The 15,357-nt window shown below is 56.3% G+C and carries 14 protein-coding genes; 11 read left to right on the forward strand and 3 right to left on the reverse strand.

Annotated elements, in window-relative coordinates; genetic code table 11:
- The 3 genes from WCO56_13290 to WCO56_13300 form a co-directional block, all read left to right on the forward strand.
- On the forward strand, positions 1-611 hold a 611-nt coding region (locus WCO56_13290), incomplete at its 5' end, for a hypothetical protein (GenBank protein ID MEI7730543.1).
- A gap of 51 nt (positions 612-662) precedes the next feature.
- Positions 663-1,805, forward strand: a complete 1,143-nt coding sequence (locus WCO56_13295) for a lactonase family protein (protein MEI7730544.1) — start codon at positions 663-665, stop codon at positions 1,803-1,805.
- A 175-nt stretch (positions 1,806-1,980) separates the two neighbouring features.
- On the forward strand, positions 1,981-2,652 hold the full coding sequence (locus WCO56_13300) for a M50 family metallopeptidase (protein ID MEI7730545.1): 672 nt from the start codon (positions 1,981-1,983) through the stop codon (positions 2,650-2,652).
- 13 nt (positions 2,653-2,665) lie between these two features.
- Here WCO56_13300 and WCO56_13305 read toward each other — a convergent pair whose 3' ends face one another.
- The 3 genes from WCO56_13305 to WCO56_13315 form a co-directional block, all read right to left on the reverse strand.
- A complete protein-coding gene (locus WCO56_13305) occupies positions 2,666-4,066 on the reverse strand; it encodes a nucleotide pyrophosphatase/phosphodiesterase family protein (GenBank protein MEI7730546.1) in 1,401 nt (466 codons plus the stop codon).
- Between the two features lie 268 nt (positions 4,067-4,334).
- Positions 4,335-5,384, reverse strand: a complete 1,050-nt coding sequence (locus WCO56_13310; GenBank protein ID MEI7730547.1) for a hypothetical protein — start codon at positions 5,382-5,384, stop codon at positions 4,335-4,337.
- Positions 5,332-5,784, reverse strand: coding sequence for a hypothetical protein (locus WCO56_13315; GenBank protein ID MEI7730548.1), 453 nt, complete (start codon positions 5,782-5,784; stop codon positions 5,332-5,334). Before WCO56_13315 ends, WCO56_13310 begins: the two co-directional genes overlap by 53 nt.
- 204 nt (positions 5,785-5,988) lie before the next feature.
- Between WCO56_13315 and WCO56_13320 the strand changes: the two genes are divergently transcribed.
- From WCO56_13320 to WCO56_13355, 8 genes are all read left to right on the forward strand, one after another.
- The gene (locus WCO56_13320; GenBank protein ID MEI7730549.1) at positions 5,989-7,386 is read left to right on the forward strand and encodes a hypothetical protein; all 1,398 of its coding nucleotides are present in this window, start codon (positions 5,989-5,991) and stop codon (positions 7,384-7,386) included.
- Between the two features lie 88 nt (positions 7,387-7,474).
- Positions 7,475-8,203, forward strand: coding sequence for a platelet-activating factor acetylhydrolase IB subunit (locus WCO56_13325; protein MEI7730550.1), 729 nt, complete (start codon positions 7,475-7,477; stop codon positions 8,201-8,203).
- A 239-nt stretch (positions 8,204-8,442) separates the two neighbouring features.
- Positions 8,443-9,654: a Fic family protein gene (locus WCO56_13330; protein ID MEI7730551.1), complete on the forward strand. Its 1,212-nt coding sequence runs from the start codon at positions 8,443-8,445 to the stop codon at positions 9,652-9,654.
- Positions 9,655-9,728: 74 nt separating this feature from the next.
- Positions 9,729-12,035 (forward strand): DUF4838 domain-containing protein, encoded by a 2,307-nt coding sequence (locus WCO56_13335; protein ID MEI7730552.1) that lies wholly within the window; start codon positions 9,729-9,731, stop codon positions 12,033-12,035.
- A gap of 63 nt (positions 12,036-12,098) precedes the next feature.
- Entirely contained in the window at positions 12,099-12,938 is an 840-nt protein-coding gene (locus WCO56_13340; GenBank protein MEI7730553.1) for an alpha/beta hydrolase, read from the forward strand.
- Between the two features lie 228 nt (positions 12,939-13,166).
- Positions 13,167-14,222, forward strand: a complete 1,056-nt coding sequence (locus WCO56_13345) for a polyprenyl synthetase family protein (GenBank protein MEI7730554.1) — start codon at positions 13,167-13,169, stop codon at positions 14,220-14,222.
- Between the two features lie 9 nt (positions 14,223-14,231).
- The gene (locus WCO56_13350; protein MEI7730555.1) at positions 14,232-14,879 is read left to right on the forward strand and encodes a sigma-70 family RNA polymerase sigma factor; all 648 of its coding nucleotides are present in this window, start codon (positions 14,232-14,234) and stop codon (positions 14,877-14,879) included.
- A gap of 5 nt (positions 14,880-14,884) precedes the next feature.
- Positions 14,885-15,352, forward strand: a complete 468-nt coding sequence (locus WCO56_13355) for a hypothetical protein (protein ID MEI7730556.1) — start codon at positions 14,885-14,887, stop codon at positions 15,350-15,352.
- Positions 15,353-15,357: the final 5 nt, after the last annotated feature.

Genomic DNA, 15,357 nt, shown 5'->3' on the forward strand with positions numbered 1-15,357 from the left:
AAGTGAGCGTGACCAATCCGGCGGTGAGTTGCGGCAACCAAGGGGATTACTATAACGTGGTGGTCAGCAACGCCTATGGCACCGCCATTGCTGGCCCCGCTTATCTCGGCGTCACCGACAGCCGGTTGCCAGGGTTCACTCCGGTGTTGGTGCATATCACCAACACTGTGGACAAAGGTTCCAATGTCACCCTGAGTGTGGGGGTATTGCACACCTGTAATGAATCGTATCGTTGGTATTTTGGTCCCGACCGATTGACTGCACAGACAACCCCGACCTTATCCCTGACCAATGTGGGGCTGAACCGGGCGGGCACCTACTTGCTGGAACTGTCCAATGCCAACGGAACTGCTTTGGGCACTGCTATGACGCTGGTCGTGCAGTACACCGTCACGAAACCCGCCATCAAGGTGGAGGAGAACAAGTTCACGCTGGCGGTGGAGGCAGAGCCGGGCCGGGCCTATTGGCTGGAGGTGCGCGATTCGTTGTCTTCCGGTACTTGGACCGTCATTCGCGGGGTAACCAATACCAGTGGTTCCACGCAGCTTTTGGATACCAATGCGGCCGCCCAGCATCGCTTCTACCGAATCGGAAGCGCCTTGGTACCGTAGGCCGAATTTGTTTCCCTTGCAGAATTGGCCCGATCGTAGTTTCATAATCACATGAAACGAGCGCAACGTTTAACCGCAGCCACGTTATTAGTGGCCTGCTTGACCTCATTCACCATGCAAGCCGCCAATGAATCGCTGGCCTTTGTAGGCACGTACACCAAGAAAAGCAAAGGCATCTATGCCTATCGCTGGAACGCCGCCGATGGCCGGCTTACCGAAATCGGATTGGCGGCGGAAACCACCAATCCAAGTTTCCTGGCCATTCATTCCAATCGAAAATATCTCTATGCCATCGGCGAAATCTCGGGTGGCGGAAAGAAAGGCGCCATCACCGCCTTCGCCATTGATGCCGCCAACGGCAAGCTCACTCAGCTCAACCAACAGAACACCGGGGGCCCCGGCCCCTGCCACGTGGCGGTGGACCAACGCGGCTTGTGCGTTGTGGCTGCCAATTACGGCGGCGGCAGTGTGGTATCGCTGCCCATCAAGGCGGACGGAACGCTGGGCGAGGCAGTGTCATTTTTTCAACATGAAGGATCGAGCGTAAACAAACAGCGCCAGAGCGGCCCGCATGCCCATGCCTGCAACCTCTCGCCGGATAACCGGTTCGTGTTCGTTTGCGACCTGGGCCTGGATAAGATCATGTGCTACCAGCTTGATTCCGCAACGGCGAAACTGACGCCAAACGATCCGCCCTTTACCACCGCTGAACCCGGCGCCGGCCCGCGCCATCTGGCGTTCCACCCTACCGGCAAGTTTGCCTACGTGATCAACGAGCTGGGGAACACCATGACGGCGTTTGAATATGACGCGCCCCACGGCTCGCTGAAAGCCATCCAATCGCTTTCCACGTTACCCGCTGGATTCACCAACAAGAGTAGCTGCGCAGAGGTGGAAGTACACCCCTCCGGTAAATTCGTCTATGGCTCAAACCGGGGGCATGACAGCATCGTGGTGTACGCGGTGGACCAAAACAACGGTAAACTGACCTTGGTGGAACATCAATCCACACAGGGACGCGCCCCGCGATTCTTCGGCCTCGATCCTTCCGGCCAATGGCTGCTCGCCGCCAATCAGGACACGGATAATATTGTCGTCTTCCGCGTGGATACCGCCACCGGCAAGCTGACTCCCACCGGACAAAATATCCAGGTGGGTGCGCCGGTATGCATCAAATTTCTGCCGGTACGATGATCTGCTTGGCCCGGATTTTCTCATGGCAGCTTAAATGGGCCGCACCGGGTAGCCGTCGAGGTAAGGAGACGGACCGTGTGAACCCCTTGATAATCCGTCTCCTCACCTCGACGGCTACAAAGGCAGGTGCGTAATGCGGGCTGGTGGTTGATGGCGGATTATTGAACTCAGCATTATGTTTTCCAAGTGGATTAAATTCTTCATCGGTCTGCTATTGCTGCCGGTTTGTTACGGTGCGGGCAAGACGCTTTGGCTCACACTCAAAGCCAGCGGCAGCGCGGATACCACCTGGATTCCCATGTTGGCCGGTGCCGCCTGCTGGTTGGTGGTGTTCATCCTGCTGCCTGCGCCCATGTATATTTATGTGTTCGGCCACGAACTGACGCACGCCGTCTGGGCAATGTTGTTTGGCGGACGTGTCAAAAAATTCAAGGTTTCCTCCAATGGCGGCCATGTGGTGGTCACCAAGGATAACTTTATCATCACATTGGCACCGTACTTTTTCCCAATTTACGCGGCACTGGTGATATTGCTTTTTGGCGTCGGTCACCTGGTTTGGAACCTTCAGCCCTATCAGGTCTGGTTTCACCTCCTCTTGGGAATTGCCTATTCCTTCCACGTCACCCTGACCTGGCACATCCTAAAAACGCGGCAGTCAGACATCACCTCCCAAGGGTATATTTTCTCCGCCGTGATCATTTTTCTGGGAAATGCGCTGGTGCTCCTGATTGCATTGCCGCTGTTGACCAAGAATGTCGGCCTCGACATGGTGGCCCGTTGGTGGTTCGATGCGACGTTCGATTTTCTGGATTATGCCAGAATGTTCCTGGCGGCACACATGAAGTGATTGGCGGGACGAATCAGTGACGCAGGCATGCCTGCTGTATCAACCCGCAAACATCGGTTGCTTCGATCACCGTCTTTCCGCAAAGCTCTGAAGCCGCCGCCACCAGCACCGGCCAATCCTGGGAATCCTTTGGTCGGCAGCCATGCGACCCTTTCACCAAACCGGCATCAAGCGGAATAACGTCCATCAACATCCGGAACCTCAACTTTTTCTGCAGTAACCGCCAGAGGATCTTGAGTTGAATGGCGGGTGTTGCGGGATCGAGAAAAAGTTCCACTGGGTCATACCCCGGCTTCCGGTGGATATCCACCGTCCGCGCGAAATCCGGGGCCTTGCCATCCTCCTGCCAATAGTAATACGTGAACCAGGAATCTTCACGGGCGATGGCCACCAAATCTCCCGCGCGCGGATGTGCCAGCCCCGATTTCTGTTTGCCGGCCTCATCCAACACCTGCTCGACGCCTGCCGTGCTTTCCAGCAACGCCCGCACCTCACTCAGTATGGCAGGATTGTTCACATACACATGTGCCACTTGATGATCCGCCACCGCAAACGCCTGGCTGGCTCCGGCATCCAGCAATTCCAGCCCCAACTCCTCCTTAATCGCCAGCCAGCCGCGCGCACGAAAGAGGCGGTTCAAGTGGATGGGTGCAGTCACCGGAGTAATGCCGTATTCAGAAAGCAACCGAACACCCACCCCTTGGCGATCAAAGAAACGCAGCAGGTCCCCCACCATCGCATCCACGCGTTGCAGGTCCTTTTGAATTTCCAGGTGGCTGGGTCCCAATCGTTGCAGGTTGTAATCCAAGTGCGGCAGATACACCAGGTTCAGATCCGGTGTGTAATGGGATTCAATCCATTTGGCGGCCTCGGCAATCCAACGTGAGGCGGCCTCCGGTGCTCCTTGTGGTGACTTCACCCCCGCTGCCGGCCCCCAAAAACCTGGGAACGGGAATTCGCCCAGGTCCCGTTTGATCTCCGGTCGAAGGGAATAAGGCCAAGCGTAAATATCAAACACCTTGCGGCCATCGGCGGGATACATGGGGCGCGGTGTGATGGACCAATCCGCGCTGGAATACATGTTATGCCACCAAAAGAGTTTGGCGCAGGTAAAGCCCGGACGTTCCCGACGCAAAAGCTCCCAAACCTTGTTCGCTTGAACCAAATGGTTGGATTGCTTCCAAAACTGAACTTCGGCGAGTTCCCGGTTGTACCAGCCATTGCCAACAATCCCGTGTTCGGTGGGCGGTTTCCCCGTCAAATACGTGGCTTGGGCGGCACAGGTGACGGCGGGCAGAACCGGCGCAATGGACGTCACCGCCCGCGATGCGCAAAATGCGTTCAGATTCGGCGTCGCCATCCCGAGCAACCGCCGGGTCAAACCCACCACATTAATGACCGCAATTCGTGCCATGAAACTGGAGCGAGTCTAACCCAAACCCCGCCGACGGTCCACGGTTACCATTCATAAAATTCTTGGCGACATCGGTGTTTATCGGTGGTTTATTCCCCGGTTTTTTACCACGGATTACTCGGACGGCACGGATAAAGACCGGCTCAATGCGGAGTGCGGAACCCTCGATTGCGGAACTCTCGAATTCGGATTGCGGATTTCGGAATGCGGAATACCGGACCGGTGTATGGTCTTATCTGTGGTCGGGTAGGGTGAATAGCTGGGGGTATTATGCAAACCCATCCCCATCTACTGCTGCGGCAGGGCAATCACGGGTTTGCCCCCCCCATTTGGTCGCTTTTTGCCACGAGTCATACCAGGGTGGCGGCATGAAGCGTGGGTTTAGTACATGCCGAACCGGACCAAGACGATAGACTTCGCGGTATAGCCGCTCCTGGGCGGCGAAATACTGGTCCACCAGCGCGAGCGCGGCGGGTGTCCACTCGTTGACTTTGGGGTTGCCGATGGCGCGATCCAGTGTTTCCAGTTCCACCTTGCTGCGCCAATGCTCGATGCGCCACGTTGGTTTCACTTCCGCAGATAGCCGGGCCAATTCCACGGCGGCAGCGGGTAGCGGAACGCGCTTTCGCTCGCCCCAGAGGCTTAACCATTGCGCCCACTCCGTCGCCCGCTCCGGGGATGCGCCGAAGTAGTGTTGCGCATAGGCCTGCAAGGCGGTGTTGGCATCTTTGAACTGACTGCTACCCAGGCCGGCCAACAGCAGCTTATTGCAGTCGTCCAGAACCCCTTCGCTGTAGGCCTGAAAACCTTCAAACCCGCGCGCCTGCAGCTCGCGCAAAGTGTTCGGTAAGCGCTTGGGTGCGATCACCGCCCCGAGGCGGCCATAGACGTCCATGTCGCGCTGATCGCCATAGCCGATATGCACAAACGCCAGTTTGCGGCATCCGACGGGCACCTCCACCTCCTGCGGGTGGATCTGGCCGTATTCGATATGCATCGTCATGGCCTTGAGCCAGCCGGGCGCTTCCTTCGCCGACCATTCGTTGAACTGACGGTGTTCCTCCGGCGTCCACCACCAGGAGCAGAACCACGGTTCAATGCCGGGATGCCGGCGCTGGGCGATGGCGTGTATGTCCTTCATCAGCCGCGCAAAGGTCAAAATCCAAGGCCGGCATTTTTCGCAGTCGCAGCCGCCGTAATCGTAGGCAAAGGCCGTGAAGGCGCTGAACTGTATCCCCGCATCCGCAAGGTCATTGAACCAGCGTTCAAAGTTGGTGAGGATCAGTTGGCGCGCTTCCGGATTGCTCGGGCAGATCAATTGGCCGAAAATATTTTTGTTTTGGGTCGCCGCATAATGCGGGCGCAATTGGTCCAGGTACACGTGATTGGGTGTGACAATCAGGTTGAGTTTGCGCGGCCAGAAATGCCTTTTTCTTGCGGTCGAGTTGTTCCTTGGCCAGGTCCCACGCGGCATCAGAGGTGTATGGATTGCAGATGTCGGTGGTGGTGATCCAGTCGCCGTAGCGGTTGAACCCCATCCATTTCAGCTCGGCGAGATATGCCGCCATCTCGCGCGGCCCCATGGCCTCATAGGCATTGCCAAAGTGGGCTGGGCAGTAGCATTCGCGAACCGGAAACGCCGCCGACAGTGCGGTGGTAGCGCTGTATGCCAGCGGCATCAGCACCAGGCCAGCGAGGGCGGAAATAAAGTATGACATATTTCGCACTGGAACCGATCAACCATGGCCAGCCGCCGTAAAATTTCCAAGCAGTTTTTAGCCTCAAAATTTCACCTACGACTCGAACCGGCTACTCGCGGATCGGAAACCGACCGACCACTTATCGAATCAGTTTAACGTTTGACCCAAGCGCGATGGTGCAATATGCTTATTTTTGTTCTAACTTGTAGGGTGGGAAATCCTGTGGATATCACGAAACAAACCATGGTCAGAATGATCATCGCGCTGCTCATCCCGATTATGAGCATCACCGGTTATGCCCAAAACCAAGTGGTCGCGTGGGGGAACAACGCGAACGGCCAAACCGATGTCCCCAATGGCTTGACCAATGTCGTAGCCATAAAAGCGGGTTACCATCATAGCCTTGCCTTATTGCGAAATGGAACCGTCGTTGCGTGGGGAAGCAACGCTTATGGCGAGCGTGCTGTTCCAGCCGACGCTACCAATGTCATTGGCCTGGCGGCAGGCACGGGGCACAGCATGGCTTTGCGCGCCGACGGCACGGTGGTTGGTTGGGGGCTCAATGGGTGGCTGCGAACCAATACTCCCCCGGATTGGACAAATATCGTCGCGATCTCAGGCAGCATATCGCACTATCTGGCATTAAGAGCCGATGGCACATTCCTCGGAATGGGAGACGATTACCAAGGGGCGGCGAATATGCCAGCGGGAATGAGCAATGTGATTCAAGTGGCAGCGGGCGGTCATTACAGCATGGCATTAAAAGGAGACGGGGGTATTTTTGGGTGGGGGCGCCGCTTTGAATTGGAAACGAATGGTGTAATTCCAATATCGAAAGCCATCTCGGTTGACGCCAATGCAGAACGCTATATGGCCCTCTGTGCCGATAACCACGCGGTGTCGGGGCATGTGTTATACAATGAGAAAATTGCTCCAGAAAATTTTTCGAGTGATGCAGTAGGTATCGCGGCGGGATCCAGTCACGGCTTATCCATTAATAATGATCACACTGTATTCGCGTCAGGCGCCAGTCCGGTTGCTGCCCTTGATGTTCCCAGTGGATTGACCAATGTCGTCCAGGTTTCTGGGGGAGAAAACTTCAGTCTGGCACTCATAGGTGATGGGCTGCCTTTCATCATTACTCCCATTATTCAACGCACCATAAATCTCGGCTCGACAACCTGGTTTCACGTTTCTGCGACTGGTGCGCTGCCGTTAATGTATCAATGGCGGCTAAACGGCACAAATCTACTGCATGCAACCAATGCCTTATTAAGCCTTGAGAACCTTCAGTTTTCCCAGTCGGGTTCGTATTCAGTGGAAGTCAGTAACAAATTTGGCTTGGTGCGCAGTCCCGAGGCTATGCTAACGATTACCAGCAACTTGAACTCACCAACACTCAACTCGTTTGTGAAGTCGAACCGTCTTAACACGTTTCATTTCAGCTTTTCCACTCAACCCGGAGTCAATTATGCCGTTGAATGGAGTGACACCCTGCGTTGGACCAATCGTCCTTCATGGGAAATATTCACCAATTTAACGGGCTCCGGTTATTCGGTTCCCGTGATTGATCACAGCGCAACGAATCGTTTCCGCGCATATCGCGTACGAATTCCATAGCATTCTTAGACCACCGAATTTGATGCATCACTTTTCACGATTTTCATTGAGTTTTTTGGCCGAAGCCCATAGAAATGCCCCAACACTTATGCGAAACACCTTTATTTTGGTTGGTATTTTGGCCGGGGCGACCCTGATGGGCGCCGAAACCGTGAGCAAGCCCGTTGCGCAAGCGCCGGATGTGGCGGCCCCTAAAATGGGCACCAACGGCCAGGTGCAAGTGAACTTCCAGCGGGCCCACGAAAGTTTCGTGAAGATTGCCACGGCGGGCAGTACCGACTTGGTATTCCTGGGCGACTCCATCACCGCCGGCTGGAATGGCAAAAAGGACATTTGGGAGAAGTCGTTTGGCAAATATCGCCCGGCCAACTTTGGCATCGGCGGGGACCGCACCCAGCATGTGCTCTGGCGCATCACCAACGGCGAACTTGACGGCATCAAACCCAAGGCGGCCGTCCTGATGATTGGCACGAACAATTCGGGTTCCGACTCAGCCGAGGGGATTGCCAGCGGCATCACCAAGATCGTTCAATACATTCATACCAAGCTGCCCGGCACCAAAGTGCTGTTGCTGGCCGTCTTTCCGCGCGGCGAGAAACCCAATCCACAACGGGAAAAGCTCAAGCAGGTGAACAGCATCATTGCCAAGCTGCATGACGGGAACACCGTGTATTACCTGGATATTGGCGACAAGTTTTTGCAAGCCAATGGCATGTTGACCAAAGAGATCATGCCTGATTTTCTCCACCTTTCCGCCAAAGGCTACCAGATCTGGGCTGATGCCATCACCCCCACGCTGGCGAGTCTGATGAAATAAGGGCGAAGCGGAAAATTCCTCGCGATACCGCCTGATTATTTGGTCAATTTTGAGCTGATTTTCGCTATTACGTCCTGATCATCAATTAGTTAATTGTTATGGCCGCGTAATGGTGCTTATTTCAATTTTATCATAAAAATGAAATAATGCTGCATTTGGTGATGTTTGAATGAAATAACAAACCTCTTTATTTCAGTTCTTGCGTTAAAAATGAAATAAGGCTATTCCTTATTTCCATTGTGAATTCAGAAAACGAGATTCAGGCTGAAGTTCGTAAGTCAGGCCGATGGGTAACGACCTTGGAAGGCTACCGGGCTTTTCATCCCAATCCGTTACCGCCTGCGATCAATTGGTCATCGCAATTAGCTTCGGCTTTGGCGGATGCTTCGTTATTGATTGGGCGTCTGGCTGGCGAGGGCAAGCGCCTGCCAAGTCCACACATTCTCATTCGGCCATTCATTCGCCGCGAAGCCGTGTTGTCCAGTCGCATTGAAGGTACCCAAGCCACCTTGGGAGAATTATTGGCCGCTGAAGCCGGGGCGAGTATCAAGCGTAGCCCGGACGATTTGCGGGAGGTGGCAAACTATGTGACCGCGCTTGAGTATGGCATTGAGCGCCTTAAGACATGGCCGCTCTCATTGCGGTTGGTGCGCGAACTGCACGAGCGATTAATGACAGGTGTGCGCGGGAGCCATGCCACTCCCGGGGAGTTTCGCCGTTCACAAAATTGGATTGGAAAGCCGGGGGCGACACTTAACCAGGCGTCCTATGTGCCACCACCACCTGATGCTTTGGGTGACCAACTCGCAAATTGGGAGCGCTTCCTCCATGATCGTACCCAGCCTCCGCTCATCCATGCGGCGATGATGCATTACCAGTTTGAGGCCCTTCATCCGTTTCTGGATGGCAATGGACGGGTGGGGCGTCTGCTTATTACACTGCTGCTTTGTGAACGTGAAATGTTGCCCGCGCCGCTGCTGTATCTTTCCGCGTTTTTTGAAGCCACCCAAGACAGTTACTACAATGGGTTGAGCAGAGTGACTGAGCATGGTGACTGGGAAGGCTGGATTCAATATTTCCTCAATGGTGTGGCCCGTCAGTCGGAAGATGCTCTTAGCCGGGCTGAACGCATCAACCAACTCCTGGAGATGTGGTGCGGGTTATTGGTTGGCAAAGCAAATGCGAATGTTGCGCTTCAGATCATTGACCTGCTCGGTGCGAATCCCTTCCTCACGCCGCGCGGGGTCGAACAAAAGCTTGGGTTTGCGTACAACACGGTGATGCGCGCTATTAAACGGTTGCAGGAGCATGGCATTATCACGGTTACCACCGAAGCCAGACGTGACCGGGTCTTTTGCGCCAAAGCGTTGCTCGACATTCTTGAGGAGCCCGCTCGTCTGATACCCAGCGAGCCTTCCATCAGGGATCAGCAAAGGCAGCAAGGAATGTAATGGTTTACTTCCAGTGGACAAGTTGGCGAGTGCGGTTCACTATCGGTCAACCATTATGGATAGAGAGAAACTCGATGAAAACGCATCTGCTTATTCTCGTTACCGCCCTAGCAACCAGCGGCTTTGCCGCCCAGAACCTGACGCTGGCCACGCGCGGGCAACCTGCCGCTTGCACCATCGTGCGGCCAGCCAACGCCTCGCCTTCCCAGGTGTACGCCGCTGAGGAATTCCAGAAATTCACCGAGCAGATGACCGGCGTAAAATTGCCGATCATCACCGACGATGCGCCGCTGCCGGAGCGCGCAGTTCTAATCGGCATAACCCGTTATACGGCGGGCATGTCGCCTGTGGCCATGGATTTGAAGTCGTTTGGGGACGATGGCTTTCGCCTGATATGTTGTCCGCCTTACCTGCTGATCATCGGCGGCCCGGTGCGTGGCACACTCTATGGCGTGTATGAAACTCTCGAACGTTTTGGCGGCTGCCGTTGGTACACCACCTGGCACAGCGTCATCCCCAAGCTCGATTCCTGGAGTATGCCGCCGTTCGATGAAACGCAGAAACTCGCCTTCGCCATGCGCGAACCGTTCTGGTTTGATATGTTCGATGGCAACCTGGCTGCCCGCAACAAGGCCAACGGCAATTCCATGCGCCTGACCGAGAAGCATGGCGGCAAAATCCGATTTGGTGGCGGGCTCTTTGTGCATACGTTCAACTCCCTGTGTCCGCCGGAGGAGTTTTTTGCCACGCATCCCGAGTATTTCAGCGAGGTCAACGGTCAGCGGACCAAAGATCATTCCCAGCTTTGCCTCGCCAACCCGGAGGTCTTGAAGATTGTCACCGGGCGCCTGCTGGCGCGCATCCGCAAGGATCCCGGCGCGAAGCTGTTCAGTGTCAGCCAGAATGACTGGCATGGCTTCTGCACCTGTGCTGTCTGCAAGTCGCTGGATGACCGGGAGGAGTCACATGCCGGTTCGCTGATTCATTTTGTGAACCAGGTGGCGGAAGCGGTGGAGAAAGAGTTTCCGGAGGTGTGGATCGAGACACTGGCCTACCAATACACGCGCAAGCCGCCGAAAACCATCCGCCCCCGCCACAACGTCGTGCCGCGCCTGTGTTCCATTGAATGCGATTTTTCCCATGCGCTCGACCAGAGCGCGTTTGAGCAGAACCGGAAGTTCACCGGCGAAATCAAGGCCTGGAGCGCCATGACCGACAAGCTCTATGTGTGGGATTACACCACAAACTTCCGCCATTACATCGGGCCGTTCCCCAACGTGCTCGCGTTGCAGGGCAACGTGCAATTTTTCCGCGACCATCACGTCGTGGGGCTTTTCGAGCAGGGGGCCTATCAGGGACGGCATGGGGATTTCTCCGAACTCAAGGGTTGGCTGCTGGCCAAGTGGCTCTGGAATCCGGACCTCCCCGCCAAGCCGCTGCTGGATGATTTCTTTGCCGGTTACTACGGCGCCGCCGCGCCGCTGGTGCGCCAGTATTTTGATGAGATCCACACGTTCTATAATGATCCCACCAATAAACCGCTGCGTATCTTTGAGGATGTGAAGAAATCGGCCATCCCGGACAGCTTCTATGAACGCGCGGCCGGACTCTGGCAGCAGGCCGAGGCGGCGGTCAAAGATTCACCCGTCCACCGTTACAACGTCCGCATGGGTGCCATTCCCGTGCTGTACACCCGCCTATTGCGCCTGGCACCGATGGAAGACATCAAGGTTTGGGTCACCCAAAATCCCGGACAGTATGACGTGCCGCCGGAGCGTCGCGCGCTGGCCGCCGAATTACTGACGCGCTTCCGCGAGGCCAAAGACATCCGCATCTCCGAGAACAACGAAAGCCATCAAAAAGCGCTGGCGCAATGGATGAGCTGGACCAATCCTTTGCCCTCGGCTGCCGCCGTGCCCCAGGGGCGGGCCATCGTCGAGGATACCGTGCTCTCGCTCAGCAAGCGCGGGACCTGGGGTGACACTGTGACCGATCCGCTGGCGGCGGATAAATCCGCCCTGAAACTCTACAACACCCATTACGAATGGTGTGCCACCCTGCCGTTCAGCCGCGTGGCGTTTGATCCCGGCAAGAAATACCGTATCCGCATGAGGGTGCGCGTGGAAAAGGAACCGGGCAAGGACGGCGAAGCGTTCTGGGCGGGTGTCTATGATCCCGAACACAAAAAGAGCCACGGTGGTTGCGAACGCAAAACGACGGCGGTGGGTGACGGGTACACGTGGTACGACGTCGCCGAATGGGTGCCCGAACGCAGCCACTACTTCTGGATCGGTCCCGGCCGATTCGACAAAAACGTCCCGAATAGTTCCGCCATCAAAGCGGTGTACGTGGATCAGCTTGAGTTGATGCGACTTGATTGAGCCTCCGCTTTTCCCTTGCGCCAGACGGCAATCCGTCGTTTCCTTATTCCCATGCATACATATATGAATCTTCGCGCGCTTTGCGGTTTGGCCCTGGGCTGGATGCTCGGTGGCATGTTGATGGCCCAGAATGCGCCCACCCCGCAGGAACCCGCTCTGTTTCCCGGCAAACGTTCGGATTGGCACGGTTATGATCGCTACGAGTTTCCGCTGGCCGACAAGTCGCTCATTGTCATCCGGCCCAAGCAGCCGCTGCCCGGCAATCCGTGGGCGTGGAAGGGGGAATTCCTGGACGCCTTTCCCGGCACGGAAATCGCGCTGTTGGGCAAGGGATTCCATATCGTGCATTACCGGACACCGAACATGCTGGGCTGTCCGGACGTGGTTCAGCAATGGAACGCCGCCTATCAGGAATTGACGGAAAAACACCACCTTGCCAAAAAGATGGCCCTCATCGGGCTGAGCCGGGGCGGGCTGTACTGCTACAACTGGGCGGCGGCCAACCCGGACAAAGTGGCCTGCATTTATGCCGATGCCGCCGTGTGCGATTTCAAAAGCTGGCCTGGCGGCAAAGGCAAGGGCAAAGGCAGTCCGGGCGATTGGAAGCTGGTGCTGGACCGCTACCACTTCAATTCCGAGGCCGAGGCGCTGGCGTACAAGTTAAACCCGGTGGACAACCTGGCCCCGCTGGCGAAGGCGGGAATTCCGCTCATCCATGTGTATGGCGATGCGGATGACGTGGTGCCGTGGGAGGAAAACACCGGGATCATCGCCGAGCGCTATCGCAAGCTGGGCGGAACGATTGTCCTGATCGGCAAACCCGGCATCAAACATCACCCGCACGGCCTGACCGATCCCACCCCCGTCGTTGATTTCATCCTCAAGCACGCGGCGGGACGGTAGGGGTGGGAAGTTACATCCTTGGCGAGGTCGCCCTTCCGGCCAATCCTAAATGGGTTGCGTCCATGAAGCCCAATGGTTGGCCTGCCAAGGGGAAAGGGGGCGGCGGGACAAAATGGGACTGGTTTTGTACTGGTTTTTGACCGGGCCAGACCAACAACGTGGGATGGACAAAACCGCAATTAACCTGCTTTAACGGTTTGACTTGCTTGGCACCCGCTCCTAAATTGGATGACGATGTTGACGGCTGGTGCCAATTCGGCAAAGGGATTTGAGTCCTTTACCGCGAACGCCGACTCCCAACTTGCCTGGCGGCAAATTGCGGAGCCGGTGGAACCGTTTTTACTCGCAGTCGCCGGCCGCTTGCAAGATCAGGTGACGGCGTTTGATCCTGAAATTGCGACGTATGCGCGGTACGCGATCAGCAACCAGGGCAAGCAGATCCGCCCGGTTCTGGTGGGCTTGAGCGCCAGCGCCGCCGGCCGCCTCGAGGATGCTCACATCACTGCCGCCGTGATCATCGAGATGGTCCACCTGGCCACGCTCGTGCACGACGACATTGTGGATGAAGCGAATTTGCGCCGTGGCCGACCCACGCTGGCTTCCAACTGGGGCAATGAAATTTCCGTGCTGCTGGGGGACTGCCTGTTTGCCCATGCGCTCGTGCTGGCGGCCGGTTTTCCCACCACCGAGGTCTGTCGGGCGGTTGCCTCGGCCACCAACACGGTGTGCTCGGGTGAAATCTTGCAAACGCAGCGCCGCCAAAACTTCCAATTCAGCCAGGCGGAATATTTTAAAATCCTGGGAATGAAAACGGGCGAACTGTTCGCGCTGGCGTGCGACATGGGAGCCTTCCTGAGCGGCGCCCCCGGCCCGACCCGCACCGCGTTGCGCGAATACGGCATGGCGCTGGGCACCGCGTACCAGATTTACGATGATTGCGTGGATTTGTTTGGCACGGAAGCCGAAGTCGGAAAATCGCTGGGGACGGACCTGATCACTGGCAAGTTGACCCTTCCGGTGATTTTCCTGCTGGAAAGCCTGCCGGTTGCAGAGCGGACGCGCTGGCAGGAGCAACTGACAACTTGGGATGCCAGCCAGCTTGATGGCCTCCAAAAATTGCTACGGCAACACCAAGCGCTGCCGCGCACCCAGGCCGTCATCCGCAGGTATCTGGAGCATGCCCGTAGTTGTCTGAAGGGGCTGCCTGGCCAAAGCGGGACGGGTTTGGGCGGGTTGGCGGATTTACTGGAGCGCATGGCGCACGAGTTCGAGGAGGCGGGTTAACCAGTGATTATGGGGACGATGGTACCTGACAATAACGGTTCCGGGACACCGCCAGCCTCGGGGGATTCGGTTGCGGTTGGTCGCACCCAATTAGAGGACGAGGTGCTCGTGTCCCGCGCGCAGCGGGGTGAAGCCACTGCCTTTGAAGAATTGGTCCGCCGTTATCAGGATCGCATTTACTCGACGATCTACAACATGACGTCCAATCATGAGGACGCCGGGGATTTGGCTCAGGAAACGTTCATCAAAGCATACCGTGCGCTCAATTCCTTTAAAGGTGACTCGAGCTTCTACACTTGGATCTACCGTATCGCCATCAATAAAACCCTCAATTTCCTGAAGCAACGCAAGAATCGGGTGCTGATGAGTCTGAACGACCTGGATTTTAACGCCGAACATGATCCGGATATTGTGGCGCTGATTTCCGAAAAAACCCCGCGCCGCGATATCAACCTGGCGGAGTTACAGGAAAAATTGAACGCGGCGATGCTGAAGCTGTCTGAAATTCATCGGTTAGTGGTGACCCTGCACGATATTCAGGGCATGCCACACGAAGAGATTGCGCAGATTATGGATTGCAATGTGGGAACGGTTCGCTCGCGCTTGTTTTATGCGCGGCAACAGTTGCAGTCGTATTTATCGGATTACTTGAAATAAGTCGTATGAGTGACAGTGACACGAACATTCCGCCAGAGAATTTGGAGCCAGTGCGCCGCCTGCTGGCCCTCAAGCGGCATGAACAGCCGCCGCCGGGTTTCCGTGCCGACTTTGTCGGCAAGGTGATGGACCGAATTCGCGCGGGCGACAACGCTGAAGCAACGCCTTGGTTGACCCGCTGGTGGCAGACCTTGGTTTCCCGCCCGGCGCTTTCCGCCGCCCTGGCGGGCGGCACGTGTGTGTTACTCATCGGCGGGATGGTTTATTCGAGCAGCCTGAAGCCGGATCCCAAAGCCCAAGAGTTGGCCCTCCCATCGCTGAATGGCACCAAACTCGGTCCGGCGTTTTACAACGAATTTTTCACCAGCAACCCCGAGCTGGCTACCAATACCAGCTCAGCTACGCGCGCGATGCCTTCGCTATTTGCCCCCATCTCACTGCCAGTGGAACGTACCAGTTTCCAGACCAATTAGCCGCA

It is taken from the genome of Verrucomicrobiota bacterium (assembly GCA_037139415.1).
Lineage (GTDB): Bacteria > Verrucomicrobiota > Verrucomicrobiia > Limisphaerales > Fontisphaeraceae > JBAXGN01.

Coding starts and splice junctions, on each gene's coding strand:
- WCO56_13335 (MEI7730552.1), top strand. CDS start 9,729: ATGAAAACGCATCTGCTTATTCTCGTTACCGCCCTAGCAACCAGCGGC.
- WCO56_13340 (MEI7730553.1), top strand. CDS start 12,099: ATGAATCTTCGCGCGCTTTGCGGTTTGGCCCTGGGCTGGATGCTCGGT.
- WCO56_13325 (MEI7730550.1), top strand. CDS start 7,475: ATGCGAAACACCTTTATTTTGGTTGGTATTTTGGCCGGGGCGACCCTG.
- WCO56_13355 (MEI7730556.1), top strand. CDS start 14,885: ATGAGTGACAGTGACACGAACATTCCGCCAGAGAATTTGGAGCCAGTG.
- WCO56_13295 (MEI7730544.1), top strand. CDS start 663: ATGAAACGAGCGCAACGTTTAACCGCAGCCACGTTATTAGTGGCCTGC.
- WCO56_13350 (MEI7730555.1), top strand. CDS start 14,232: ATGGGGACGATGGTACCTGACAATAACGGTTCCGGGACACCGCCAGCC.
- WCO56_13300 (MEI7730545.1), top strand. CDS start 1,981: ATGTTTTCCAAGTGGATTAAATTCTTCATCGGTCTGCTATTGCTGCCG.
- WCO56_13305 (MEI7730546.1), bottom strand. CDS start 4,066: ATGGCACGAATTGCGGTCATTAATGTGGTGGGTTTGACCCGGCGGTTG.
- WCO56_13345 (MEI7730554.1), top strand. CDS start 13,167: ATGACGATGTTGACGGCTGGTGCCAATTCGGCAAAGGGATTTGAGTCC.
- WCO56_13315 (MEI7730548.1), bottom strand. CDS start 5,784: ATGTCATACTTTATTTCCGCCCTCGCTGGCCTGGTGCTGATGCCGCTG.